Below are 26762 nucleotides of genomic sequence, written 5' to 3'. Positions count from 1 at the left end.
TTGAGGTGGTTTAAAGTGAGTGTACGTTTTGCGCATTTGTTGATGCACAAGGGTTGAGCACAGCAGTTCAACACAACAGTTGATTGCAAGGGCTGCAAGTTAAAGCTGCGTGCGAAAAGCAATTAAGCTCGCCGTAACGGCAACATTCAGTGATTCAACCCCGCGCGCCATAGTGATGCGCAGGCGTTCGTCGCAAAGTGCCTGCAGTTCTTTACTTATGCCTTCGCTTTCGTTGCCGAGTACAAAAATGCGCGTTTTGCCTGAGCTGAGTGTGTCAAAGTTGGCATTTGCATTTAAGTCGAGCCCGCTAATGATGGCTCCGCATTGTTGAGCGCTTGTTAAGCTTTTAACTAAATGGTCGCAGCGCAAAATAGGGCAGCGAAATAAACTGCCGGCGCTGGCTTTTATGACCAGAGCATCGAGCTTGGCGCAGCCTTTGCGCGGCAGGATCAAGGCTTTAATTGGCGATGCGCAAACGCTGCGAATAATCATGCCGAGATTTTGCGGGTTGGTGACGCGATCCAGGGCAATATATTCCCCGCTCTCAAGTGCGCCAGCGTCAAATTCGGCCAAGGCTTCGGTGTGTATGTCCAGCGCGACACCCTGGTCTTGCTTGCTGTTTTTGCTAATTCGGGAGAGCGCTTGTTTATCGTGATACAGCACTTCTGCACCCTGGGCGACGGCCATCGCTTCGATGTCGTCGAGTACTTTTGCTTTTTTGTTGCTGCTGGCCAGGTGCAGTCTCCGGGCTTTCACCCCAACCATGCTCAAGGCTTCATAGACGGTATTTCGACCGTAAATCGTTAACATCTGAGCAAAGCGTTTTTTGCGTTCTAAATAAGCGTCGGAGTCAGTCATAAAGCAGCCTGGGTAATTTCGACGGCATTATACGATTGTTCTAGGTTTTCCGCTTCAGCTGGCTCTGCAGGCATCGTGGGACGCTGTGAACCCATCCATGGGCGCTTAGCCGCTGCATCCGGCTGCTCTTATTGGTTACATCCATGTAACGACCATGCGGCACCTCATTCCTTTAAGAGCGGCCCAATCAAGCTCCTGAGCCAGCTTAAGTTGCTGTGTGCCAATCCTATTAAGCCGGTCGATATAGAGAATAGGGGGGAGCGTGCGTTAAGCACCTTTTTCTGAGTCTCGATTGTATGCCGGTTCAAATGGTGTTTAGTTTGATCCGGTAAGTGAAAGCATTGACTCGGTGGTGTTGGCACTTTGGTAGCTTTGAGTCGCAGGTGAAGGTTGAGAGGCTTTCTTAAAGGCGAGAGGTGCCGCATGGATGCGGCGGCTAAGCGCCCCTGGATGGGTTCACCGCGTCCCTCGATGCCATTGCCTGCGACTCAAAGTGGAAAGCGAAGCTAAAAATGGCGGGGTGTTCGTAATTTGACCAGTTAAACGAGGCAGTAAGAACTTAAGTCTGCCACTGCATTTGTGCTAACATAGCGTCCTTTTATGTGTCCGCGTTTGCCCAGGCTCTGGGGCGGGCAGTTATTGGACCGAAACGAGACCAACAAAGCTCGCTGACAATAAGGAAAATCACGGTTTCATGGGTGATATAGCAAAAGAAATTTTACCGATTACCATCGAAGACGAGCTCAAACAGAGCTACCTCGATTACGCCATGAGTGTCATTGTCGGCCGGGCCCTGCCCGATGTGCGCGACGGCCTTAAGCCGGTGCACCGCCGCGTGTTGTTTGCGATGGGCGAGCTCAAAAATGACTACAACAAAGCCTTTAAAAAGTCTGCGCGTGTTGTTGGTGACGTCATCGGTAAATACCACCCGCACGGCGACAGTGCGGTTTACGATACCATCGTGCGTATGGCCCAGCCTTTTAGCCTGCGCTACATGCTGGTTGACGGCCAGGGTAACTTTGGTTCGATCGATGGCGACAGCGCGGCGGCGATGCGTTATACCGAAATTCGCATGGCTAAAATCAGCCACGAAATTCTCGCCGATCTCGACAAAGAAACCGTCGACTATGTAGAAAACTACGACGGCACTGAAAAAATTCCCGAGGTCATGCCCACTCGTGTACCCAACCTGTTGGTAAACGGCAGCTCCGGTATCGCTGTTGGTATGGCGACCAATATCCCGCCGCACAATTTGCGCGAGGTGGTTAAAGGTTGTATTGCGCTGATCGATAATCCCGAAACTGGCATCGATGAGCTGATGGACTACATTCCCGGGCCGGATTTCCCTACCGGTGCCATTATTAATGGTCGCGCCGGCATTCTAAAGGCTTACCGCACCGGTCGCGGTCGCATCTATATCCGCGCGCAAGCGGAAGTTGAAATCAACGAGAAAAACAATCGCGAGCGCATTGTTATTCACGAAATTCCCTACCAGCTGAACAAAGCGCGCCTGATCGAGCGCATCGCCGAGCTGGTGAAAGAGAAAAAACTTGAAGGCATCAGCGAAATTCGCGACGAGTCAGACAAAGACGGCCTGCGTGTAGTTATCGAAATTAAGCGCGGCGACAGCGGCGAAGTGGTGCTCAACAATCTCTACTCCCAGACCCAGCTGCAAAGTGTCTTTGGCATTAATATTGTTGCCCTGGTCGATGGCCAGCCCAAGGTACTTAACCTCAAAGAGCTGCTTGAGCACTTTATCAAACACCGCCGCGAGGTGGTCACCCGCCGCACTGTTTACCTGCTGCGCAAGGCGCGCGAGCGCGGCCACGTGCTCGAAGGTCTGGCGGTGGCGATTGCCAATATCGATGAAGTTATCACCATGATTAAAAACTCTGCCAGCCCGGCAGAGGCACAAGAAGCTTTGCTGGCTCGCGCCTGGGATGTCGGCCTGATTGGTCAGTACCTCGAGCGCGCCGGCGCCGATGCCTGTCGTCCGGACGGCCTCGGCGAAGAGTTTGGCCTGCGCGACGGTAAATACTATTTAAGTTTGGCTCAGGTTAAAGCCATCCTCGAGCTGCGCCTGCACCGCTTGACCGGTATGGAGCACGACAAGCTTGTTGCCGAATACGAAGAGCGCCTCGCGCAAATTGTTGAGTACCTCGAAATTCTCGGTAACAGCGCGCGTTTGATGGAAGTGATTCGCGAAGAGCTTGAAGCGATTCAGGCCGAGTACGGCGACGAGCGCCGCACCGATATTCAGGAGAGCATGCTCGACCTGAACGAAGAAGACCTGATCACCGAAGAAGAGCGTGTGGTCACCATCTCTCACGGCGGTTACGCCAAGAGCCAGCCGCTTGATGCCTACCAGGCCCAGCGCCGCGGCGGCATGGGTAAATCGGCGACTTCGGTTAAAGACGAGGACTTTGTTGAGCACCTCGTTATCGCGAATACTCACGACTACATTCTGTGCTTTACCAATGTCGGCAAGGTGTTCTGGCTGAAGACTTATCAGATCCCTGTGGCCGGTCGCCAGAGCCGCGGTCGCCCGATTGTAAATATGCTGCCGTTTGAAGACGGCGAACGCATCACCTCGATTCTGCCGGTGAAAGAGTTCGACGAAGATCACTTTATTGTGATGGCAACGTCAAACGGCACCGTTAAGAAAACCGCCCTGAGCCAGTACTCGCGCCCGCGCTCGGTTGGCCTGCGTGCGATTAATCTCGATGAAGGCGATCACCTTGTAGGCACCGCCATCACCGATGGCCAAAAAGATATTCTGCTGCTGAGCTCCGACGGCAAAGCCGCGCGCTTTAACGAAGAAGCAGCGCGCCCAATGGGTCGTGTCAGCCGCGGTGTGCGCGGTATCAAACTTAAAGACGAGCAGCGCGTCATCGGCATGATCATTCCTGAAGAAAACGGCAATGTGCTGACGGTAAGTGAAAACGGCTACGGCAAACGCACCGCCGTCACTGAATTCCCAACCAAAGGTCGCGGATCTCAAGGTGTTATCGCCATGCAGTGCACAGAGCGCAACGGAGCGCTTGTTGGAGCCACGCAGGTCTTTGACGGCGAAGAAATTATGCTGATTTCCGACCAGGGCACCTTGGTTCGCACCCGCGTTGATGAAATCGGTGTGCTCGGTCGCAACACTCAGGGTGTGCGCCTGATTAAGGTGAAAGAGGGCGAGCACATTGTTGGTGTTGAGCGTATTGAAGAGGGTTTGGCTGCCAGCGCAGAAGTCTCTGAAGACGGCGAAAGCGCACAAGCAGCTGATGCCGAAAACAACACGGCAGCAGCTCAGGCGCAAGGCGCATCAGAAGAGGGCGGTGACGAGTAATGGCAGACGATAAGAAACTCAGTGAGGCCGAAGAACTTGGCAAGCTGCGTGACAAAATCGACGCAATTGATACTCAAATTGGCGAGCTGATCTCTGATCGCGCTCGCTGTGCGATGGACGTGGCTAAGGTAAAAACGGCCAATTCCGGTGGCAGCAAAGGCCCCGAAAGAGCACCAAAGTTTTATCGCCCTGAGCGTGAAGCCCAGGTATTGCGCAAGGCCATGCAGCGCAACCAAGGGCCCTTATCCGATGAAGAATTTGCCCGGCTTTTTCGCGAAATTATGAGCGCTTGTCTGGCACTTGAAGAGCAAATTCACGTTGCTTATCTTGGGCCCGAAGGCACCTTTACTCAGCAGGCGGCGCTAAAACACTTTGGCCACAGTGCCAAAGCGGTATCGATGACCGCCATTGATGAAGTTTTTCGCGAAGTGGCCTCTGGCGCTGCTCACTACGGTGTGGTGCCGGTTGAAAACAGTACCGAAGGTGTGGTGACTCACACGCTCGATAACTTCCTCGACAGCAGCGTTAAAATTTGCGGCGAAGTGGTTTTGCGTATTCACCACAATATGCTGGTGAGCGATGTGACACGCACCGATAGCATCACCCGCATTTATTCGCACGCGCAGAGCTTGAGCCAGTGCCGCAAGTGGCTGGATGCGAATTACCCGAAAGCCGATCGCATTGCCGTAAGCTCAAACAGCGAAGCGGCAAAGCGCATCAAAGGTGAGTGGAATGCCGCTGCAATTGCCGGCGAGATGGCCGCCGAGCTCTACGACCTGCAAGTGCTGAACAAAAATATCGAAGACATGCCCGATAACAGCACGCGCTTTTTAATTATCGGCAGTGAAATGGTCGGCCCGAGCGGCGACGATAAAACCTCGATTGTTGCTTCGACTCTGAACCAGCCCGGCGCTTTGCACGACTTGCTCGAGCCTTTCCACCGCCACGGTGTTGACCTGACGCGCGTTGAAACAAGGCCATCGAGAAGCGGCGTGTGGAACTACGTGTTTTTTATCGACTTTGTTGGCCACCAAAATGACGCCGCAGCCCAGCGCGCATTAGATGAAATTGCCGGCCGGGTCAGCGATTTGAAAGTGCTCGGCTCTTACCCGCGAGGCGTGCTCTGAAGCATGGCAAAAACGCGTACTCTGGTTGTCATTGGCCTCGGCCTTATCGGTGGTTCACTTGCCGCTGCCGCACGTAAAAATGCCGCGTGTGAGCGCGTGATTGGCATCGCCCGCCGGGCTGAAGTGTGCGAGCGCGCCCTCGAGCTCGGCGTCGTTGATGAAGCTGTTGTTGGCCTTGAAAGCATTGCTGCCGAACTCGGCGAAGGCGATGTGGTGTTTATCTCGGTGCCGACACTGAGCACACGCTCGATACTCGAGCAGTGCCAGGCCCTGCTGGCGCCCACTGTAACCATCACTGACGGCGCCAGTGTCAAAGGTTCGGTTCGCGAAGATGCCCGCGCTGTCTACGGTGATCTGCCCGCTCAGTTGGTGCTTGGCCACCCGATAGCCGGCTCTGAAAAAAGCGGTGTCGACGCTGCCAATGCCGAGCTCTATATCAATCACCGCGTGATTTTGACGCCCGCCGAACAGACCGGTGCCTCGCACCTGGCGCGAGTGCGCGAGCTTTGGCAGAAGGTCGGTGCCGATGTGCTGGAAATGGATGTCGACCTGCACGATGAGGTGCTGGCGAGCACCAGTCACTTGCCGCACGCAATTGCCTATTCGCTGGTCGATACCCTGGCCCACGATAGTCAAAATGAAAATATTTTCCGCTACGCTGCTGGCGGTTTTCGCGATTTCACCCGCATAGCATCGAGCGATGCAACAATGTGGCGTGACATTATGCTCGCGAACAAACAGGCAGTGCTCAGTGCCATCGACATGTTTCTCGACAATATGGGGCGCTTGCGCACCGCTGTTGAAAACGAAGATGTCACCGAACTCACCGGCGTATTTACGCGAGCCAAAGCCGCGCGTGATCGCTTTACCCTAATGTTAAGTCATCAAGCCTATAGTAGTTCCATGAGTAACCCAGATAGCCCCAACGTCACCTACATCGCCGAGCCCGGCGGCCAAGCCAACGGCGAAATTCGCGTACCTGGCGATAAAAGTATTTCTCACCGCTCCATTATGCTCGGCTCGCTGGCCGAAGGTACGACCCATGTTGAAGGGTTTTTAGAAGGCGAAGATGCACTTGCGACTTTGCAGACCTTTCGCGATATGGGCGTGGTAATCGAAGGCCCGGAAAACGGCAAAGTCACCGTGCACGGCGTGGGTCTGCACGGCCTTAAAAAGCCGGCAGGTTCTTTGTACGTCGGCAACAGCGGCACCTCTATGCGCCTGTTAAGCGGCATCTTAGCTGGCCAGCCGTTTGCGAGCGAACTGACCGGTGACGAGAGCCTGACCAAGCGCCCAATGAACCGTGTCGCAATTCCCTTGCGTGCTTTGGGTGCAAGCATCGACACCGCCGAAAACGGTCGCCCGCCGATGCAGATTCGCGCCAACGAAGGTGGCCTCAAAGGTATTCACTACGACATGCCAATGGCCTCGGCCCAGGTGAAGAGCTGTGTACTTCTGGCTGGCCTCTACGCCGACGGCGAAACTTCAGTAAGTGAGCCCGCGCCAACCCGCGATCACACCGAGCGCATGCTGCGTGGCTTTGGTTACGATGTTAAGCGCGAAGGCAATGTCATCAGCCTGAAAAGCGGCGGCAAGTTAACGGCCTGTAATATCGATATTCCAGCCGATATTTCTTCTGCAGCGTTTTTCCTTGTTGCCGGCTCTATTACTCCGGGCGCGGATCTGACCCTGACCCATGTTGGCATCAACCCAACCCGCGACGGTGTGATTAATATTCTGCGCATGATGGGCGCCGATATTACTCTTAGCAACGAGCGCGAAATCGGCGGTGAAACCGTTGCCGACATCCGCGTGCGTCACGCCAAACTCAAGGGCATACAGGTGCCGGAAGAGCAAGTGCCGCTGGCCATCGACGAATTCCCGGTACTGTGTATTGCCGCAGCTTGCGCTGAGGGCAGAACCGTTGTTAGCGGTGCTGAAGAACTGCGCGTAAAAGAGACCGACCGCATTCAAGCCATGGCCGACGGCCTCGTGACTCTTGGTGTGAAATGCGAAACCACTGACGATGGCATTATCGTTGAAGGCGGCCCAATCGGTGGCGGCGAAGTTGAAAGTTTTGGCGATCACCGCATCGCGATGAGCTTCACTGTCGCATCGCTGGCGGCGACAGATACGATTACCGTGCGCAACTGTGCCAATGTTGCGACCTCGTTCCCGAACTTTGCTGAACTTGCGACTAAAATCGGTATTAAGCTAGACGTTATTAGTCAGTAATTATCAGTTAAGAAGTGAGTGAAGTGTGATCAGAGCCGCCGTCAGTGTTGTTTGTTGTCTTCTGTTGGCGGCGCCCGCTGCAGCCGAGCGCGATTTTGGCCTTTATCTCGGCGGCGGCGGCCTGCTTGTCGCTGCTAAAGACCAGGATGTATTTGAAAAAGACCTGAGCTATCGTGTTGCCGAATTTGTTGGCGGTGCTTATTGGCGCTGGTTGGGCCTGGAAATGCGCGCAGGTCAGGGCCTTGCCAATGAGACCGTCAGGTTAAACCCGGCGCCCGGCGAAGATTTTGGCCGGCTCGCCGAGACCAGCCTCGATAACTACACCAGCTATTATCTGCGCTTGCAGTACGATCACGACGTTGCCCACGCCTACACGTTAATTGGCTCGACAACCCTAAATAGCAGCAGCTATTTCCCCGATGACAACAGCGTTAGCCGCAATATCAGCAGCGGCATGTCCTGGGGTTTGGGCCTCGGTTTAAAAGTCAGTAAACGTGTGCACGCCTCGCTCGAATACCGCTCGCTGGTCGAGAGTGATATCGACACGTTTACCGGCATCGGTTTTAATCTGCTCTTTCGTTTTTAATTCGGCTCGCAAGCTGGCTGATGCTGGCGCTGTTACCCATAGCGGCAGCTCAACCTAGGCTGCGCTGGTGTTCTTATCTATTTGTCCTACCCTAGATTTAGCGGCGCGTTTTTCTAGGGCCGCCTATTGGCCAGGAAGGCCGTTCAATTAATTGCATAAGGAAGATGCCATGATCCCTATTAGAAGTTTTGTTTTTGTTCGTTTTGTTGCCCTGCTGCTCAGTTGCGCTGCGTGTCTTGTTAGCCCATCCATTGTGCACGCCGAAGCTGAGGCCGCGGTGGTTGATGGCCGCGTGAATATTAATAAGGCCAATGCCGAAGTGCTGGCCGATATGCTCGATGGCGTCGGTGAAAAAAAGGCCCAGGCGATTGTTGCTTATCGCGAACAGCACGGCGAGTTTTTAAGTGTTGAGCAGCTTGTTGAAGTCAAAGGCATCGGCGAGGCGACCCTGGCTAAAAACAAAGCGAAGTTAACCCTGTAAAAACAAAGTGCTACAATCTGCTCCATTCTGAACCCGGCTCAGGCCGGGTTTTCTTATTCAGTCCATACGGAAACAAACTTGAGCGACGCCAAAATTCTCGTAGCGCTCGACTACGAAAACAAAAATCAATGCCTGGAGCTGGTGAAACAGCTGGACCCAAAGCTTTGTCGTTTAAAGATCGGCAAAGAGATGTTCACCTGGTTTGGGCCCTCTATTGTCGAGTCGGTGCAAAAGCTCGGCTTTGATGTATTTTTAGATCTGAAATTTCACGACATCCCAAATACCGTCGCTAAGGCCTGCGCCGCTGCGGCCAGTCTTGGAGTGTGGATGGTGAATGTACACGCATCCGGCGGCAAGCGCATGATGGAAGCCGCAGCTGAGGCGCTTGTGCACAGTGAACACAAACCCCACTTGATTGCCGTGACGGTGCTGACCAGCATGGCTGCAAGTGAGCTGCTTGATCTAGGCCTTGAAGCCGATGCCGAAGGGCAGGTGCTGCGCCTGGCAAATCTGGCCAAACAAAGCGGCGTCGACGGCGTGGTCAGCAGTGCCCAGGAAGTGGCGGCAATAAAAACCCTGTGCGGTTCGGACTTTCTGTGTGTAACCCCTGGCATACGCCCAGCTTTTGCCGACAAAGGTGATCAGAGCCGCGTGATGACACCCGCCGAGGCTTTGGAAAAAGGCAGTGACTACCTGGTTATCGGCCGCCCGATTACCCAAGCGCAGGACCCAATCGCGGCCTTGACAGCAATATATAAGGAGATGGGCATTTAATGGCGCTTATCTGTATTGATGGGCCGAGCGGCGCGGGCAAAGGCACCATCGCCCGTTTACTGGCCGACAAGCTCGGCTACGCCCTGCTCGACAGCGGTGCGATTTATCGCATTGCCGCGCTCGCAGCGCTAAAGCACGGCTGTGATCTAAATGATGAAGCCGCGCTGGTAAGCCTGGCCGCGGCACTTGATATCGAGTTTAAAATTGACGCGCAGCAGACTCAAACCCTGTTAAATGGCGAGGATGTCAGCAAGGCTATTCGCGAAGAGCAGACCGGTATGGCGGCATCGACCATTGCTGCACTGCCAGCGTTGCGTCAGGCTTTGCTCGAGCGCCAGCGCGCCTTTAATCGGGCACCGGGTTTAATTGCCGACGGCAGGGATATGGGTACTGTGGTATTTCCCGAGGCCGAATATAAGTTCTTTTTAACGGCGTCGGCCGAAGAGCGCGCTCGGCGCCGGGTTTTGCAACTGCAGCAAAGCGGCGCTAATGATATCGACCAAGACAAAATTTTGGCCGATATTAAAGCGCGCGATGACAGAGATATGAACCGCGCCACGGCGCCACTAAAACCCGCTGCCGATGCGGAACTAATCGACAGCACCGAGCTCTCAATTGTGCAAGTATTGGATGTAATAACGTCTAAATTAACGCTTTAAGGAATAGAGCATGGCCAAACTGCTGCGCCTAATAAAACGATTGAGTTTTGTCATTATTGTACTGGCGGCGCTGATTGCCGGCGCTTGGTTTGCCAGTGAAAACCCCGACTTAGTCGCGCCGTTATTGTTTGGCCTGCAGCTGCCCAAACTCTCGCTCGGTTTGTATTTCAGCGCCTGCATTGCCGTCGGTGTGCTGGTGGCCTTTTGCTGGAACTTTGTTTATTACCAGCGCCGCATTCTCGGTCTTAGAGCTGAGATTCGCAGCTTAAAAAAATCGCTGCGCAAGGCCGAAAGTGAGCTTGACGCTACTGGTGATACAAAATCCGATCTTTCTGAAAAGGGCGCTGCCAGCGTGCCCGCCGCTGCCGACTCGGTCAACGAGCCCAATGCGCCAAACAAACTAGCGCAGCCTCAGCCGAGCGCTAAAGGTCATGGCTGATCTGCTTGTTTTTGTTGTCATTGCCCTGGTGCTCGCTGCGCTGTGGTATCTTGCCGACGCCCAATTGCGAAGCGCTGTGAAGAATTTTTTGCTTCAGCGCCGCCTCAAGCCCAAACTCACGCAGCAGCACAAGCTCAACTTGCCGAGTTTTTTTAAAGACCGTCAGGCGCAAAGTGTTGAGCAATTAATCCGCGCGGTTGATGTTAGCGAGCAATCCATCGATCTTTTTCTCGATCTGGCCTCGTTGCTAAGAAGCCAGGGCGATCTTGCCCAGGCATTAAAATTACACGAGCATTTATTGCAGCACCACGGTGGCCTGCCATTGGCGCTTGGGCAAAAAGTTCGCTTTGAGCTCGCCTGTGATTATTGGGGCGCAGGCCTTCTTGGGCGGGCCGAGTCCGAGCTGCAGGCATTGCTCGACTGTGCCAACCTAAGTGTGCATGTGCGCAAACAAGCGCTAAAAGCGCTGTTAGATATTAAGCAGGAATTCTCAGAGTGGCTGCAGGCCATCGATTTGGCCGATCAGCTGACGACAGCCAAGTTCTCTGCCGAGCCGGATTCGTGGCGGCGCATGCAGGCCCAGTTTTGCTGTGAGTTAGCCGAGCAGGCGCGCGCACAAGCAGACATGGGGGAGTTGCGTTTGCGCTTGAGCCAGGCACTGCGTTTTGACCCCGATTGTGCCCGCGCGCACCTTATTGAAGCCGAGCAGCACCTGGCTGATGGCGATACCAAGTCTACCTTGATTGCACTTGAGCAGTTAGTTGCCCGACGCAGCGACTTGGCGCTTTTGTGTTTGCCGTATTTTCAGCACTGTTATCAAGATGATCAGCAGGCGCTGCTAGACAAATTGCTGCAGCTGCAAAGTAAGCAGAGCAGCTTAATTTTTTTACTGGCAGCGAGCGGGTTGATGTTTGAGCTCGGTGAAAAAAAAGCTCAGGCGCAATTATGGCGCGAGGCCATGGTGCAATTAAAGGCATTGACACCGTGGCGAGCGATGTTGGAAATTGTATTAAATGAAGGCCGGGCTGAGTTGCCGCGTTTTTTACAAAGCTTTGCCGCCGCGTTAAATACCGAAGCCCAGTGGCACTGCAGCCACTGCGGCGCCCACAGTGTGCAGATGCAATGGCGTTGCCCGGCTTGCCATCACTGGGATAGTTACGAAGCTTCGTGTTGAATGCCCATTGTCGCGTTATACTCTGCAATCGAAGAAAAAGAATTGATGATTATTAAGATGTTTAAATATCTAAGTCTTGCCCCGGCACTTGTACTTGGCTTCAGTATTGAAGCTTGTGCGCTCGATGTGTTTAAGGATGAGGACGGTCACACTAAGTGGCAGCACGTAGCGAATTTCAGCGGCTCGGTGCTGATTATTTTGCTTAGCATTACCATGGCGAGCTTGCTGTTTAGCCGCTTTAAATTGCGCACACGCAACCGCGAGCTTAGGGAAATTAAACAAAACCTAGAAAAGACCGTGGCCAAACGCACGGAAAACTTGCGCCGCAGCAACGAGGCGTTGGAAGGGGAAATTGCCGAACACAAGGCGACTTCACAGCTACTGCAGAGCTCTGAAAATTATTTGCAGAGCATTCTCTCTTCAATGCCGTCGATGTTGATTGGTTTAAATAACGAGTTTGAAATTATTACCTGGAACAGCATGGCTGAGAGTATTTCAGGTTTGAGCGCTGCAGATGTTGAAGGTAAAAACCTGTGGCAGGTCTATCCAACCATAACTGTCAGCGAAGCGCAGGTAAAATCTGTGCAGCAGGGCGGGCAGCCGCAAAGTATCAAACACAGTCAGCGCGGCCAATATTATTTTGATATTACCATTTATCCGCTCGGTGGCAGCAGCGACGGGGTAGTTGTGGTCGTCGACAACGTCACTCAGCGCAGCCTCGCTGAAAATATGTTGATTCAGCGCGATAAAATGGCATCGATGGGGGAGTTGGCAGCGACCATGGCCCACGATGTGAATATTCCTCTGCAGGGTATTTTGCGCGATGTGCAAGCGGTTGCCAGTGAGCTTGGTTTAAAGCACCCGCAGTTAGTTGCGCTGCTTGAAGATGCCGCAGATCGCGGCAAGCAGGCCTCGGCCATCGTTAATAATTTGCTTGAGTTTTCCGAGGCCTATGCTTCGGAAAAACATGAAGCGGATCTGTGCTCGATTCTTGATCACTGTATTGAGCTTGCTAAAAATGTATTGGCCGAACCCCAGGGCTTGCGCTTTCGTGATATTCACTTAAGCCGCCACTACAGCGATGGCCTGCCAAAATTAATGTGTTACAGCGCCGAGCTACAACAGGTATTTTTGAGCCTGTTTCGCCACTGCGTGCGTGCAATGGACAGTAAAAAGCGCAAACGCGGCGACTACGTTCCCGAGCTCTGTGTAGAGATAAATGAAGCCTACGACGCGCTCTGGGTAAAAATTAAGCACAACGGGGAAGGCCTGAGCCCGCAAGAGCAGCAAGAAGTGTTTGAGCCTTTTGTGCAGCATACAAGCCCGGCCCAGCCCAAACCCGTACTGCAGGAAAACCGCCTGTCGTTTTCTTATTTTATTGTTACCGAACATCACGACGGTGAGCTTGCTGTGACGTCGGACGCCGAGCAGGGCACCGTTTTTCACGCGCAATTTCAGCTGAAAAAAGCCGGCTAGCTTATACAGCTAGCGCCAATGTTGGTGTCGGTTTTTTTTACGTACTTTCTTTGTTAATAAGCCCAGCTTTTTGCTCTTTCCATAAAAAAGCATGAACTGCGTCGCAGTTCATGCCGCAAGGCTCGACGCTTCGATGTCGAGAACCTTTACGCCAATAATCTCTTTCTCTGCTTTACCTGTAAATGGCTACTAGCTAAGTTGCTGATACATAAGTGATTTTTATTTTTATCGCTTTTGCTCGTGGCCTGGCACAAGTTTCGCTCTTAAACGCCAAGGTATGTACAAAATACAGCTTCTGCAATGTGTTTGCTGTGATAGCTCAAAGGCAAGTTGATCCGCTCGGCTGGCAACAATCTGGTCAAAGGATTGTCTCTCGGCCCAGCTAGATTAAGCAAAGCGTAGAACAGCGTACGCTGGTTAAGCATTCGGCATTAAAGCATTAGGCATTTAAGCAGCAGCTAGCAAGGTAATAAGGCGGTAAGCTCCATGACCAAATTTACAGCGGTAATCAAACTTGCGGTGCTCGGCGCCTTAGCTGCCCAGCTGACCTTTGCTTCAGATAGCCAAGCCGGTGTGCACCTCGCTTCTGCTGAGCCGCTCTACCTGAGTTTATGTGGCTTAATTTTATTGACTTTGGGCATGCTCAAAGGCCGCAGGCAGGAATCCTAACCCGCCCATATTTATGTTGTTCAGCGTTAGCTGAGCAAACAATGATTACTCCAAGTCGAAAGACTAGTGTTATTAGCCCGCTCCCCAGCGGGCTTTTTTTTGGGTGGGGAAGCTAAAGCATTCTAGAGTTTTTTGTTCTGATGTTTTAGAGGGTGTGACCTTTCCTTGGTAGGAGCTTTTCTAACGTACTCTTGTCCTTCTTTATTTGGCATTTAAACAATCGTTTAACTGAATCTTAATTATTTCCAATAGTGCTTGGCGTGTATTCTTTATATTTCGTTTTGGCATATATGAGGGAGTAACAATGGGGTTTATTAAGAATGCACTTGCAGGGATCATCATAACGACGGCTGCACAAAGTGCGCTTGGGGACGACGGTTGTTCTAAGTTGTTTTTCTTTGAAGATGATTGGCGAGCTTGCGCTAAACAAAAACTTGCAGACTCAGGGGAGGCACTTATCGATGATGCCGGCTCAGCTCTTGCCGAAATGCTAGCCCAAACGGCAATTGAGTACATATCCCCTTCATTGGCGCTAATACTATTCGGTGACGATGGAAACGCTGCTCTTGACGCCGCAGTGCAAGCTATTATTAAAGAAATTCGTCAATCGGAACAAAATATAATCAACGCGATAGATGAGCTTGTTGTTAAGAGAGACTACGCAAACTTTGATCGTTTAGCTGAAGCCGTTGAGTCCTACATGGCTCTATCATCATCTAGAAAGCTGCAACAAAGCTACAAGACACTTGCGGTTAACTTAATCGAAGATCTTCGGGTAGTTCGTTATGACTTTCAGACTCACCCGGATTTTGACGTTTATACCCATGCAAAGTTGGTTTCAATGCAGTTGGCTTTGCAGGCTCTTGTCATGACTGCTTCAGCTGTGGAGAGCGGTACGCCTTACGATGCGTCGTCTGACTATTTGGAGCAAGCTCGAATCACATTGAAAAATGTTGCTCTATTTTACGATAAAGATCAGGCATTTTTTTCGACAACATTCGGTGAAGCGTTACTTGATCAGCCATTTAGCGAGTATTACCGAAATATTTGGGGGGCGGGCTGTGACTTAATTGATGATGGTAGGTTAAATAAACGACCTGCGGTTGGCAAACAATTAGTTGCGTTAGATGATTCGGGATTAGGTGTAATTACAGATTGCGATGCTAGGGAGTCTCTCGGATCTGGTTACGGGTATTGTGCGACTAGCTACCGTTTTCAAAAAGGCTCAGCCGGCGAGCGCTTTGTCAACGATTATACCTTCCTGAAAGGGGCAAAAAAATACTCTGAATCAGACTGGTTAGATGCGAGAACCTATGGCATACGAAATGCTTCGGACCATTGGAGAGACAGTGACAAAACGGTCTTGTTTAGTGCGCGTTATAACACTCGATGTGCGAGTAAAGTTTTTCTTGATGTGGTGGACTTTCTTCATAATCCGACTGTTGACTCCCGTCATGCAGAGCTGTTTTTTCATGAAGGAGCTTTTAACTATACCTTATCTAAAGAGCCACAGTTTGCAGACCTGATAAAGTATTCAAATGAATGGCGGGGCATCTACGCCCCTATTTCGGAGACTTTGATGTTTCGTGCCGTAGCGCTTGCTTATCGCGATATCGATGGCGACGGATTGAATTACCTAGAAGAGCGGGCTTTAGGGGCGAACAACTTTTATGCTGACAGTGATAACGACGGCTATGGCGATGCGGTGGAATCGTATTGTCGTACTGGTATACGTCATAAAAATAGTCCTCGTATGAAAGGGTACTTTGAAGATTGTTTAGGTGAAGATAATTTCGAGACATTTCAAGGTCGTGGTGATTGGACAGTAACAAAAAGACTTCTTTCCGGTCAGAGCTACGCCTACGTGGCTCGAGAAGAGCTAAAATGTGGTGGTGATTATTATGAAGATTACGGAATAAAAGTATCTTCTAGTCCGCAGGGGGTTGAAGTGTATGATGGAGCTTATCGCGTTGGGGAGAATGGTCGTTCATTTGGTAGAAAAATGAGCTATGTTTTCCTGCGTAATACTAGTGACGAAGCTCGTACGGTTACCATTAACTTCGATCGTGGATGTACAGACTAATCTCCGATGATCTAAGAGCCTAATCCTTGTACTTATGTCTGTTTCAAGGATTAGGCCCGATAAAACGAAAATTTCCACCTATGCGGCATTTTTAACTGCCGATTTTTTCTGGTTGCTTGGTCGATGTTGGCCCTTTGTTTGTATACGTTAGCGCATAACGAATACTGTTAGAGGGAGGCGTGGTCGACATTTCAACTCTGCCCGAAACAAAACTGAAAAAAATAATTATTTTTTTATTCACACAAAATACAGGGATATGGGCTTATAGTCATAGATGACGCTACTTTCCTTATTTGTGTCACTCTCGTGTCACATATCTGAAATATAGCTTTCAAGTCTTTGTCATATTTGCTTTGCATCATAGCGCGCGTATTTGCTTGTTTGCGCGCCAAGTTGGTGTTTGTTTGATCCCCGGGGGAGGCTGACAAACATTTAAGCCAGCGGCCTGCTTACCAGTTATTTCTATTCCCATTGGGACCAACCTAAAGCAAGGCATGATGATGATTAAGAGCTCTCGTAGTTTGCTCGCAGCTGCTGTCGCCCTGGCCGCGCAAGGCGCGTGGTCGGCTGATACCTACCTCAATGTTTTTCTCGACAAAGCACCGATTGAAGGTGTTGAAGTTCGCCTTGATGGCGAGTTAATTGGCTCGACTGATGCTGTAGGCCGCGCTTCAAGTGCTATTGAAGAAGGTCATCATAAAATCGAATTACTTCGTGCAGGTGAGATCGTCAGTCGCTTTGACTATTACACCGAAGCGAACCAAGATGCAGAGATCAGTGTGACCTTCTCTGATAAAGCGAGTGAGCCCAAGGTAACGGTTAAAAAGTTCGCAACAGATGACAAGAGTGTTGTGGGTTTTGTTGGTGGTATTGTGCGTGACGCCAACGGCAAACCAGTTGTTGATGCCCTGATCAAAGACAGTGAGAGTGATGTTCAGACACGAACAAACCAAGATGGTGCGTTTGAGCTGGCGCTGCCTAGAGGCACTTACAACCTCAATATCTCTCACCCTGATTTAAGCTCTGCGAGTATCGATGACGTTCGTGTCTTGGCGGGTCTGGGGGTTTCGAGTTCTATTACACTCTACCCAAAAGCTGACGGTGTTGATGTTGCTGCGCCTGTTATCGCAGGGCCAATTGAAGAAGTAATGACCTTAGGTACATACAAGCCTCTCGATAGTTCTTCTGGTATTGAGCGCTTTTCTACCGGTGTTGTGGATGCAATGGATGTTGTGCAACTTGAGCGCCTAGGTGATAGCAATGTTGCAATTGCATTAACTCGCCTTGTAGGTGTTACCGTTAATGCCGGCAAATATGCAAATATCCGCGGTCTTGATGGTCGTTATATTTCTGCGAGTTTGAACGGCTTTTTGATGCCCAGTACTGACCCTATGCGTCGTGATGTGCAGCTGGATTTATTCCCGTCAAACATTCTATCTGGTGTGGAGGTTCAGAAAAACTTTTCTGCTGGAGCGCTCGGTACAACTACCGGTGGTGAACTGAAGATTAAAACCAAAGGCTTACCTGACGAGCGTGTTGGCAAGGTTAGTGTGAAGCTAGGTGGTAATTCCGAGGTGACAGGTAAAGACATCCTTAGCTATAAGGGCAGCTCGAGTGATGCATTTACTTATGACTCTGGCCTTAGAGATATGCCCAGCGGATTTTTGGAAGAAACAAACGGCGCAAGTGAGCTCTTTATTGGCTGTGATCTGGATGACTGTATCGACCAGTTCTCAGCGGCTGTTTACGCTGTGCAGTTTCAGAACGAATACGATTTAAAAACGACGACAGGTAACCCAGATGTAGGGATGTCGGTGTCTTTTGGTGATGTTTTAGACAGCGGTGTGTTTGGTTATTACGGCGCGATGAATTACAACTACGAGACAAGTGCTCGTGTTGATGCTGAGTTAAGTGATCGTTCAAGTGCTGTAGGTGACTACGATCGTAGCGAAGAGACTTATTCGATTGACGGTTACCTTGTTTTAGGGTCGGAATTTCGCGCTGAAGATGAAATCCTTAGTCGCACGATGTTTATTCGAGAGGGGGAGAAGCTCGCTCGTGCTGAAAGTTACATCGATAAAGAGGGTAACTCGTTTGATACAGGATTTTTACAATGGGTAGAGCGCCAGTTCGTATCTCAGCAAATCACTGGTAAACATGTTTTTGATTTCGCGGCTGATTCGCATCAGTTTGATTGGCGTATTGCGTATTCGAATACTCAGCGCCATGAGCCAGACCGTCGTGCTTATTATTACCTCAATGGTTTTCTCCAGCTCAACGGTGTAGAGCGTCGTTGGTCCGACCTTGATGAAGATAGCGTGGATTTTGGCTTTGACTATTTGGCTCCTGTGTCTCTTTCTGAAGGCGTAAACACAGATATCACCTTTGGTGCTTTGCTGTCTGATAAGAGTCGTACTTATGAGCTTTACCGTGTTGGTAGCCGAAATGGCCAGAATGCTTCTCAACTTGATAGGAGAATCGAGAATAGTCCGAGTGATATTCTTTCTTATCAAAATTACGTTGATGATGTTATTCGCCTGAATGTATTAACGGCAAAAACGGATTCTTACGATGCCGATGAAGATATTGAGGCGGTTTATTTAAATACTAATACCGAATTTGGCAGTGAGTGGACTTTAGAGGCCGGCGTGCGTCAAGAGGATTTTAGCCAGTCTATTGTATACCCTAATGACGATCGCTCTACCCCCTCAAAACCGTTAGACTCAAGTGAGTTGTTACCCGCAGCAATGCTTACCTTTGCCCCGGGTGACACATGGCAATTCCGCTTTGGTGGTAGCCAGACAGTTTCCTATCCCGGGATTATCGAACGTTCTGAATCTCGTTTTTATGACCCAGAGACAGATCAGCTTGTTGTTGGTAACCCGAACTTAGTTGTGTCGGACATCGACAATATTGATTTTCGTGTTGAGTATTATTTCAGTGATGAAGAAAGCGTTTCTTTAGCTTTATTTAATAAGAAAATTTCAAATCCCATTGAGCGTGCAGTGCTGGATGGTTCAGGATCGGCTGCTCAGGGTTACACCTTCCGAAATAATGAGTCTGCAACTTTAAATGGTGTTGAGCTTGATGCTAGTGCAAATATGTTTGAGACCACGTCCTGGCTTGGTTTTGTTGCAGGAAACATAACTTACATTTCATCTGAGGTGGAGCTAAACAGCACGTCGTTGAGGTTGGAGGGAGAGAATGCCGACGGTCGTGAGTTACAGGGCCAGAGTCCGTGGTTAGCTAACTTGCAGTTTGGTTTTGATCATTTTCCTTGGGATCAAAAATTTACTCTTTTAGTTAATTATTACGACGATCGAATTTATGCGGTGAATCGCGGAAGTTTTGTTGGGCCTCGCTATGAAATCGGTCGCACCATGGTTAACTTTAATTACGAAAAACAGTTTGGCGAAGCATTCAAGCTCAAAGCTAAACTTGGTAACTTGTTAGATGAGCCGGTTGAATATTCTGTTGATGATGAAATAGTTGAATCATATAAAGAAGGTATTGACTATAGTCTCTCAGCAAGTTTTGAATTTTAAGGTATAAGTTTTTAAGTTACGAAGCCCATCACTTTCCTTATTTAAGTGACGGGCTTTTTTTGTATCTGCGTCTCTGTTTTTTTGTGGTGATTGGTGTACAAAAATACACGGTTTTGTCTTGTGTTTGTAACATGTGTGAAATATTTGGCGCCCAGAATTTCCAGCACTGATTAAAACACCCTCCTTATGTAGGACTTAATATGAAACACAATAAACTCTTTGCGACCATAGCCATGCTTGGCTCTGTTAGCATGCTTACTGCTTGTGGCGGTGATGACGGTGATAACGTTGTTATTACCCCACCTCAGCCTACCCCTAGCCCCAGCTCTGACCCAACAGCTCCTGGTGACTGCGGCTCTGCTGTTCAGGCCTCGTTTGTTAGTTTTAACCAAGACTGTAGCGTGGGTACCTTAAGTGGTGTCGTTAATCAAGATTACACACTTGATGCTGAGCGCATGTGGCAGCTCCGCGGTGAAGTTGTAGTTGGTCAAGGTAACGGTACCGTTGCTAACGCCGACGACGTTCAGAAAATTAAAGATGCTGGCGTTACTCTGACTATTGATGCCGGTGTTGAGGTTAAGGCCTATGATGATGGCGCCTTGATTGTTACTCGCGGTTCAAAGCTAATGGCTGAAGGTACAGCCTCTGACCCAATTACTTTCTCTAGCCTTGATTCAAATTATGACGGTCTTGGTGAATGGGGTGGTGTAATTGTTCAAGGCTTTGCTCCTCAATACGGTCAGGGCGGTACTGGCGTATGCCACAAAGACAGCACCTGGTGTAATATTGAAGGTGAAGGTGGTACGGTCGTTGGCCTATATGGCGGTAACGAAGAAGATGATAACAGTGGTGTTATCAAGTATGTTCGTATTGCTGAGGGCGGAAAAATTGCTGGCCCCGATAACGAAATAAACGGCTTAACTTTGCAAGGTGTTGGCCACGGTACTACTGTTGAGTACGTGCAAGTTCACGGGAACCTCGATGACGGTATTGAGTGGTTTGGCGGTACAGTTAACGCTAAATACTTAGTGTTGACTAATAATGATGACGACGATATCGATTTTGACGAAGGTTACATGGGTAATATTCAGTATGCCATCGTTCAAAAAGACCCTCTGGCGGTCGCACCTCAAGGTAAAAATGATCCTCGTGGTATTGAAGCTAACTCTAGTGACAAAGACTTTGTTAGTGAGACAACCGCGGTAATTGCTAATGTAACTATCGTTGGTTCAGAGGTGAACAAAGCTGCAAACTCAAAAGGTGATGGTTTGCAACCTGGCATGCGTTTGCGTGGCGGTTTAACGGTTGAAATCGTGAACTCTGCAGTGACTAACTTTGATGATTGTGTTCGCGTTGACGATGTTGACGCTGATGAAAAGCCTGATACTGGTGATGCGGACGGTAAAGAGTTCTACTCAACTGTTACTTTGACAAATGTCGCTGGTGCTTGTGACGACAAGTTCTACGCAAAGCGCGCGGCGGACAACGAAAGTGGTGTAATGCAGAATGCCCCGTTCTCTTTAAGCCCCACATACGCAATTCAAGAAGAGTTCGCCAAGCTGGATTCTGCGGTTGCAATCACTCCTGTTGCCAACGGTTCAAGTTTCTCGTTTGATTCAACGGATTTTATTGGTGCAGTTGACCCTGCTAGCACTTCCGCTTGGTGGCAAGGCTGGACTCTTCCTGGCACCCTTGGTGCGAAACCTAAAGAAACTGGTTTTGCAACCTGTAACGATGAGATGACCCAGTGTACGTTGCAGGGTACTGTTGATGAAAACTACACTCTGGTAAGTGGCGTTGAGTACCTACTTCGTGGAGAAGTACTTGTAGGTAGCGGTAATGTTGCTATCTCAAGTGCCGATGGTGTTGCTCGAATCAAAGAGGAAGGTGTTACCTTAAGCATTCAGCCTGGCGTTCATATTCGTGGTTACGATGACGGTTCTTTGCTTGTTACTCGCGGCTCTAAATTGAATGCAATTGGTACTAAGACTGCACCGATTACCTTTAGCTCGCTTGACAATGGTTACGACGGTCTCGGTGAATGGGGCGGTGTCATTATTCAGGGTTTTGCACCTCAATATGGCCAGCGCGCTACGGGTGCATGCTGGGGGGAAAACACCTGGTGTAATGTTGAAGGCGAAGGCGGTACTGTTGTAGGCAACTACGGTGGTAATGAGCCTGCCGATAACAGCGGTACGATTCAATATGTGCGTATTGCCGAAGGCGGAAAAATTGCAGGTCCTGACAACGAAATTAACGGCTTGACCCTGCAAGGTGTTGGTCATGGCACTACCATTGAATATGTTCAGGTTCACAACAATCTTGACGATGGTGTTGAGTGGTTTGGTGGAACGGTGAATGCTAAGTATTTGGTATTGACTGGCAACGACGACGACGACATCGATTTTGATGAAGGCTACATGGGTAATATTCAGTACGCCATCATTGTGAAAGATCAAGACGCTACAGCTCCTCAAGGTAAAAATGACCCTCGCGGTATTGAAGCTAACTCTTCTGACTCTGAGTACGCGCCTGAAACGCGCGGTGTTTTAGCTAACATTCTAATCTGGGGTTCCGAAGTCAATAAAGCAGAAAATAGCAAGGGTGATGGCAAGCAGCCAGGTATGCGACTGCGCGGTGGTCTGACTGCTTCTGTATACAACACAGCGGTTAAAAACTTTGACGACTGTGTGCGTATTGATGATGTAGATGCTGACGACAAGCCTGAAACTGGTGATGCGAACGGGAAAGAAGCTTACTCTAATGTGACTTTGGTAAATATCCTCGGTGAGTGTGACGACAAGCTTCATGCAAAAGGACGTGTTGCCGATTCTGAAACTAATGTTCAAGGCCCAGGCGCTAGTGTTACTGTTGATGCAGCATACGCATTGACTGATGCTGCTGCACAGGTAACTGAAGTAACTCCTACAGCATATGACAACGGTTCAGGCTTTACTTTTGACGCCACTGACTATGTCGGTGCGGTTGCACCAGGTACAGCAGCGAATGAAGCTTGGTGGGCCGGTTGGACCATTGAAGGTTCTTTATAAGCTGTAATCCCCTCCGCTGTTAGCGGAAGTGATCTTAAAAAAACCCGCTCAATGAGCGGGTTTTTTTGCTTGTTGTTCTTGGTCTAGTTTTAGTGATCTAGTGTTATGATCGTTACGTAAGCAAGTTTTTATAGCGAGCGTATCTATGTCCCGGTCTTCATTCGCCTGTTTTTTTCTGTTGCTGTTGCCCATCTTTGCTGTTGCCGAAGGTTCAGGCATTAAAATAACCATCCTCAGCGAATCCAAATCTGAAGCGCTTTCCGGCGCCAAGCTTGAACTGATTTCTCGAGATGGGCAGCGCAGTGAGTTTCGCGCTGATAATGCCGGGGGCGCTGAGTTTGACGCTGCGCCGGGGCTTTACGAGCTGCGGGTAAGTGCCGATACGTATCAAAGTGAGCTTGTGCCTTCGCTTCGTGTGCGCAAAAATAAAATTACCGAGCTTAAAGTTTATTTAAGCCGCAGCTATGAACTTGAAGAGACCTTGGTGCTCGGGCGCGGTTTAAGCTCGGTATCGGGCGATTTAAGTCCGTCTTACAGTTATGGGCGCGAAGAGCTTCGCAGTGCTGCGGGCAGTGGCGGCGAAGTGTTAAGAGCCCTCGATGGTCTGCCGGGTTTAAGTTCAACCGGCGATTCTGCAAGTTTCAGTGTGCGCGGCCGCGGGCCGGACGACAACTTAATTACTGTGGACGGTATTCCTTTTGCGAATGTTGTGCATTTTCGCGAGAGCCTTGGCGAACAAGAGGAGCTTGAAGGTGGGCGCTATTCCATCTTTGCGCCGAATGTTGTTGCCAATGCCGATTTTAAACCCGGCGGTTGGTCGGCCGATTACAGCGGTAAAAATGCGTCGTTGTTAAATTTACAGGTTGCCTCGGGCAACAGTGTGTCGCCTTCTTTAACTGCCCGCGTAGATATTTCAGGGCCGGAGCTGACCTATGATGGCCCAAGTTTTGTACACGATAAGACCTCTTTGTTGTTTTCTGTTCGCCACCTGGATTTTGGCCGTGTATTTGAGTTGATAGACCAAGACAGCATTGGCTCGCCAACCCTGACCGATCTTATTGTTAAAACAAGTACGGAATTAAACAGTGCCAATCAGTTGGATGTACTGTTGATTGCTGCGCCGGAAAAATACGAGCGCACGATAGATAATGTACTGGTGTTAAATGACGACGATGAAATAGACGATGTCTCGTTGGTCAGTACCGAGCAAGATAACAATCTTGCGGCGCTGAATTGGATGGTTCAGGCCGATAACTATTCAATTAAAAACAGTTTGTATTATCGATACCTGGATAAAACCAGTGTTGTCGGTGAAGCGTATCCAGATTTGGGGCCGCAGCCGCCGCAAGCGGCAAGTGTGCCACAAAAACCAGAGCTCTTAAGCCAAAAAGAAAAGGAAACAGAACTTGGCTGGCGCCTGGACTTAAGCTACGACAATGCCCTGGGGCAATTTCGCAGCGGCCTGCGTTTAACTCAGCTTGATAGCGACTATGAAAGTGAGCTGCAAGAAGACTGGATCCGCTATGTTTACGATCAGAATGATTATCGCCCAGACCCGAATCAAAAGTATTTATTACTAGAGCCCGAGTTTGTTAATAACAGCTACAGTGAGAGCCTGTCGCAGTATTCAATTTATGCAGATCAGAATTTTTACGCAGGGCAGTTGCTTATGCAGGCCGGTTTGGCGCTTGACTACGATGCGTGGTCTGAACAATCGCTGTGGTCGCCGCGCCTGGCCGCGCGTTGGCCGGTGGCTGCCGGGCTTGAGTTAAATGCCAGTCTCGGCCGTTATTATCAGGCCCCCGAAGCGCTGGATAGGGCGGCGGCTTCGGCTAATCGCGATCTTAGCAGCGAAATTTCCGATCAGTTCAACCTGGGGTTCACTAAGGATCTTCCGGCAACATGGCAGCTCATTGGCGAGGCCTATTATCAGCAGCTGGATGATTTAATTGCTCCGCGCGATCGAGCTACGGGTATCACAACAAACAGCGGCAGCGGTTATTCTCGCGGTGTCGATTTTGTCTTGAATCGCTTTTTTGCCGATCGTTGGTCGTTAAACCTGGCCTATTCCTTTAATCAAAGCAAAGTCGATTTTGATGACGGCCTTGGGCAGTTGCATGCCGATTATCAGCGCCCCCATGTTTTTAGTATTGGTGGCCTGTGGGAATTTAACGAGCGCTGGAAAATGTCAGCGCGCTGGAAGTGGATGAGTGGCCGTCCGGACGACAGTTATATTATCCACGACGATGTATTAGCAGATTTGGGCCCAGGCCAGCCGCTGCGTTACTCCAAAGAAATTACCACCCAGAATGACCAGCGCTTTGATGCCTACAATTCATTAAATGTTCGTGTCGATTACGAGCGCACGCTCGGGCCAACAACGGTTGTTGCGTTTGTTGATGTGATTAATTTACTTGGCTCGGCCAATGAAAACCAAAGCGGTTTTAATGAGCGCACCGGTGAGGTGCCCGACAGCGATGGCAGCGCCTTTCCGCTCGTTGGTTTGCGTTTTGATTTTTAGGCTTGTGCAATTTCCGTTGTTTGATTTTTAAGCACTTGGGCCGTAAATTCATCAGCTTCACTTTGCTTGCTCTGTGTTATAGTTTGTGCCATCTAACGCATACATGGAGTGTCACAAATGAGTAACGAAACCGCCGCCAATCCCGATTTGGTAAAGCAGGCCGAAGCCTTTTTTGCCGATGGCAGCTGGATTGAAGCCCTGATTCCATTTTTCACCAATGTCGGCATTGCGATTGTTGTTTATATCGTCGGCATCTGGATTGTTAATCGCTTTTTGGCCCTGGTTGATAAAGCCATGAGCCTGAAAAAGTTTGATCAGGCTCTGCAGCACTTTGTGCATGCGGTGTTATCGATGGCGCTGAAGTTTGTCGTGGTGCTTGTGGCGCTTGATATTGTCGGCATTCCGACAACATCTTTGCTGGCGGTACTTGGTGCGGCTGGTCTGGCTATCGGTTTGGCGCTGAAAGACTCACTGTCAAACTTTGCTTCGGGTGTTATGTTGATTGTCTTTAAGCCTTTTCGTCTCGGCGATTTTGTTGAGGCCGGCGGCACGGCGGGCGTGGTGGAAAAAATCACCGTCTTTAATACGATCTTTCGCTCACCCGATAACAAAGAAATTATTGTGCCAAACGCACAGATTTACGGCGGTACTATTGTCAATGTCAGTGCTAAACCAACGCGCCGGGTCGACCTGGTCATGGGTATCAGCTACGACGACGATATGAAAAAAGCCAGGCAATTGATGCTCGAGGTTATCGAGGCCGATGAGCGTGTATTAAAAGAGCCCGAACCTGTGATAGCGGTAGATGAGCTGGCCGATAGCAGCGTTAACTTTGTTGTGCGCCCCTGGTGTAAAACCCCTGATTATTGGGCGGTAAAGTGGGATTTAACCGAAGCCATCAAAGAGAAGTTTGATAACAACGGTATTACCATTCCTTACCCTCAGCAGGATGTTTATATGCATCAAAACCCTGTTGCTGAAGTGTCTGGCGATGCGCAAGAAGCTATGAAATAGATGTGTCTTAATAGCGGCGGCTAAAGAGGCCGCTAAATAAGATGTGACAGGTAAAATTAATATCTTTTTTACTAGCACATTAAATTAAAAAGAGGGCATTGATGCCCTCTTTTTGTTTCTGTCGGCTTTGTGTTATTCACCCCAATGGATGATGCGCTCGTTTAAATCTGGCCGCACGCGCTCGCTGGGTTCTTCTTTGGTCGAGCCTATATAAATAAAGCCCGCCATGCGCTCGTTTTCATTGAGTTCGAGCACTTTGTTGATGTCTTCGTCAAACGCGTACCACTCGGTCACCCACTGGGCTTTAAAACCTAGCGCCTGTGCCGCGAGCAAAATATTCTGGCAGGCCGCGCCGGCGCTTAACTCTTGTTCCCACACGGGTACCTTGTGCTGTAGGTTGGGGTTGGAGCTCACGCCAATGACTATAGGCGCACGCATAAAACGCTGGGCTTCAAACTCAAGCAGTTTTGCAGATGCCGAGTTTTCTTTCTGCGCAAAGCGCAGTTTTAAAATGGCGCCAAATTCGGCCCGTTTATCACCGCGAAATACAAAAAAACGCCACGGACCGATTTTGCCGTGATCGGGTACACGGTGCGCAGCTTTGAGTATATCGTGCAGCTCTTCGTCATTCGGGCCCGGTTCGCACATATTGTTGGCGAGCACCGAGCGGCGGCTGTGAAGTGCGTTGAGTAGGGTATTTGAGCTCATGCTTTTTCCTTGGGGTGTTACGCATG

The 26762-nt window shown here is 50.0% G+C and carries 18 protein-coding genes; 16 read left to right on the top strand and 2 right to left on the bottom strand.

Going from position 1 to position 26762, the window contains the following annotated elements; all coding sequences use genetic code 11:
- Positions 1-99: 99 nt before the first annotated feature.
- Complete coding sequence (locus CFK45_RS02105) at positions 100-858, bottom strand: TrmH family RNA methyltransferase (RefSeq protein ID WP_096084735.1); 759 nt, start codon at positions 856-858, stop codon at positions 100-102.
- A 694-nt stretch (positions 859-1552) separates the two neighbouring features.
- Between CFK45_RS02105 and gyrA the strand changes: the two genes are divergently transcribed.
- The 16 genes from gyrA (at position 1553) to CFK45_RS02025 (ending at position 26028) form a co-directional block, all read left to right on the top strand.
- Positions 1553-4195, top strand: coding sequence for a DNA gyrase subunit A (gyrA, locus tag CFK45_RS02100; protein ID WP_096084734.1), 2643 nt, complete (start codon positions 1553-1555; stop codon positions 4193-4195).
- A complete protein-coding gene (pheA, locus tag CFK45_RS02095) occupies positions 4195-5322 on the top strand; it encodes a prephenate dehydratase (RefSeq protein ID WP_096084733.1) in 1128 nt (375 codons plus the stop codon). Before gyrA ends, pheA begins: the two co-directional genes overlap by 1 nt.
- Before the next feature lie 3 nt (positions 5323-5325).
- Positions 5326-7557, top strand: coding sequence for a bifunctional prephenate dehydrogenase/3-phosphoshikimate 1-carboxyvinyltransferase (locus CFK45_RS02090; protein WP_096084732.1), 2232 nt, complete (start codon positions 5326-5328; stop codon positions 7555-7557).
- A gap of 25 nt (positions 7558-7582) precedes the next feature.
- On the top strand, positions 7583-8143 hold the full coding sequence (locus CFK45_RS02085; protein WP_096084731.1) for an outer membrane beta-barrel protein: 561 nt from the start codon (positions 7583-7585) through the stop codon (positions 8141-8143).
- Between the two features lie 169 nt (positions 8144-8312).
- Complete coding sequence (locus CFK45_RS02080) at positions 8313-8624, top strand: ComEA family DNA-binding protein (RefSeq protein WP_096084730.1); 312 nt, start codon at positions 8313-8315, stop codon at positions 8622-8624.
- Between the two features lie 78 nt (positions 8625-8702).
- The gene (gene pyrF, locus CFK45_RS02075) at positions 8703-9398 is read left to right on the top strand and encodes an orotidine-5'-phosphate decarboxylase (protein WP_096084729.1); all 696 of its coding nucleotides are present in this window, start codon (positions 8703-8705) and stop codon (positions 9396-9398) included.
- A complete protein-coding gene (cmk, locus tag CFK45_RS02070; RefSeq protein WP_096084728.1) occupies positions 9398-10057 on the top strand; it encodes a (d)CMP kinase in 660 nt (219 codons plus the stop codon). Before pyrF ends, cmk begins: the two co-directional genes overlap by 1 nt.
- Before the next feature lie 10 nt (positions 10058-10067).
- On the top strand, positions 10068-10496 hold the full coding sequence (locus CFK45_RS02065) for a LapA family protein (RefSeq protein ID WP_096084727.1): 429 nt from the start codon (positions 10068-10070) through the stop codon (positions 10494-10496).
- The gene (locus CFK45_RS02060) at positions 10489-11670 is read left to right on the top strand and encodes a hypothetical protein (protein ID WP_096084726.1); all 1182 of its coding nucleotides are present in this window, start codon (positions 10489-10491) and stop codon (positions 11668-11670) included. Before CFK45_RS02065 ends, CFK45_RS02060 begins: the two co-directional genes overlap by 8 nt.
- Before the next feature lie 45 nt (positions 11671-11715).
- Complete coding sequence (locus tag CFK45_RS02055; RefSeq protein ID WP_239923506.1) at positions 11716-13146, top strand: two-component system sensor histidine kinase NtrB; 1431 nt, start codon at positions 11716-11718, stop codon at positions 13144-13146.
- A 486-nt stretch (positions 13147-13632) separates the two neighbouring features.
- Entirely contained in the window at positions 13633-13815 is a 183-nt protein-coding gene (locus tag CFK45_RS02050; protein WP_096084725.1) for a hypothetical protein, read from the top strand.
- A 304-nt stretch (positions 13816-14119) separates the two neighbouring features.
- Positions 14120-15898, top strand: coding sequence for a hypothetical protein (locus CFK45_RS02045; RefSeq protein WP_096084724.1), 1779 nt, complete (start codon positions 14120-14122; stop codon positions 15896-15898).
- A gap of 494 nt (positions 15899-16392) precedes the next feature.
- A complete protein-coding gene (locus CFK45_RS02040; RefSeq protein WP_096084723.1) occupies positions 16393-19443 on the top strand; it encodes a TonB-dependent receptor in 3051 nt (1016 codons plus the stop codon).
- Positions 19444-19694: 251 nt separating this feature from the next.
- On the top strand, positions 19695-22493 hold the full coding sequence (locus tag CFK45_RS02035) for a hypothetical protein (RefSeq protein WP_239923504.1): 2799 nt from the start codon (positions 19695-19697) through the stop codon (positions 22491-22493).
- A 145-nt stretch (positions 22494-22638) separates the two neighbouring features.
- Positions 22639-25014, top strand: coding sequence for a TonB-dependent receptor (locus CFK45_RS02030; RefSeq protein ID WP_096084721.1), 2376 nt, complete (start codon positions 22639-22641; stop codon positions 25012-25014).
- A gap of 117 nt (positions 25015-25131) precedes the next feature.
- Complete coding sequence (locus CFK45_RS02025) at positions 25132-26028, top strand: mechanosensitive ion channel family protein (protein WP_096084720.1); 897 nt, start codon at positions 25132-25134, stop codon at positions 26026-26028.
- Between the two features lie 132 nt (positions 26029-26160).
- Here the strand turns inward: CFK45_RS02025 and CFK45_RS02020 are convergent, their stop codons facing one another.
- The gene (locus tag CFK45_RS02020) at positions 26161-26736 is read right to left on the bottom strand and encodes a nitroreductase family protein (protein WP_096084719.1); all 576 of its coding nucleotides are present in this window, start codon (positions 26734-26736) and stop codon (positions 26161-26163) included.
- Positions 26737-26762: the final 26 nt, after the last annotated feature.

Origin of the sequence: Agaribacterium haliotis (assembly GCF_002312815.1) — a bacterium.
GTDB classification, from domain to species: Bacteria; Pseudomonadota; Gammaproteobacteria; order Pseudomonadales; family Cellvibrionaceae; genus Agaribacterium; species Agaribacterium haliotis.
This window is presented reverse-complemented; position numbering and strand designations above follow the sequence as displayed.

Coding starts and splice junctions, on each gene's coding strand:
- CFK45_RS02025 (WP_096084720.1), top strand. CDS start 25,132: ATGAGTAACGAAACCGCCGCCAATCCCGATTTGGTAAAGCAGGCCGAA.
- cmk (WP_096084728.1), top strand. CDS start 9,398: ATGGCGCTTATCTGTATTGATGGGCCGAGCGGCGCGGGCAAAGGCACC.
- CFK45_RS02040 (WP_096084723.1), top strand. CDS start 16,393: ATGATGATGATTAAGAGCTCTCGTAGTTTGCTCGCAGCTGCTGTCGCC.
- CFK45_RS02050 (WP_096084725.1), top strand. CDS start 13,633: ATGACCAAATTTACAGCGGTAATCAAACTTGCGGTGCTCGGCGCCTTA.
- gyrA (WP_096084734.1), top strand. CDS start 1,553: ATGGGTGATATAGCAAAAGAAATTTTACCGATTACCATCGAAGACGAG.
- CFK45_RS02020 (WP_096084719.1), bottom strand. CDS start 26,736: ATGAGCTCAAATACCCTACTCAACGCACTTCACAGCCGCCGCTCGGTG.
- CFK45_RS02055 (WP_239923506.1), top strand. CDS start 11,716: ATGATTATTAAGATGTTTAAATATCTAAGTCTTGCCCCGGCACTTGTA.
- CFK45_RS02080 (WP_096084730.1), top strand. CDS start 8,313: ATGATCCCTATTAGAAGTTTTGTTTTTGTTCGTTTTGTTGCCCTGCTG.
- CFK45_RS02105 (WP_096084735.1), bottom strand. CDS start 858: ATGACTGACTCCGACGCTTATTTAGAACGCAAAAAACGCTTTGCTCAG.
- CFK45_RS02030 (WP_096084721.1), top strand. CDS start 22,639: ATGTCCCGGTCTTCATTCGCCTGTTTTTTTCTGTTGCTGTTGCCCATC.
- CFK45_RS02060 (WP_096084726.1), top strand. CDS start 10,489: ATGGCTGATCTGCTTGTTTTTGTTGTCATTGCCCTGGTGCTCGCTGCG.
- CFK45_RS02035 (WP_239923504.1), top strand. CDS start 19,695: ATGCTTACTGCTTGTGGCGGTGATGACGGTGATAACGTTGTTATTACC.
- CFK45_RS02045 (WP_096084724.1), top strand. CDS start 14,120: ATGGGGTTTATTAAGAATGCACTTGCAGGGATCATCATAACGACGGCT.
- CFK45_RS02090 (WP_096084732.1), top strand. CDS start 5,326: ATGGCAAAAACGCGTACTCTGGTTGTCATTGGCCTCGGCCTTATCGGT.
- CFK45_RS02065 (WP_096084727.1), top strand. CDS start 10,068: ATGGCCAAACTGCTGCGCCTAATAAAACGATTGAGTTTTGTCATTATT.
- pheA (WP_096084733.1), top strand. CDS start 4,195: ATGGCAGACGATAAGAAACTCAGTGAGGCCGAAGAACTTGGCAAGCTG.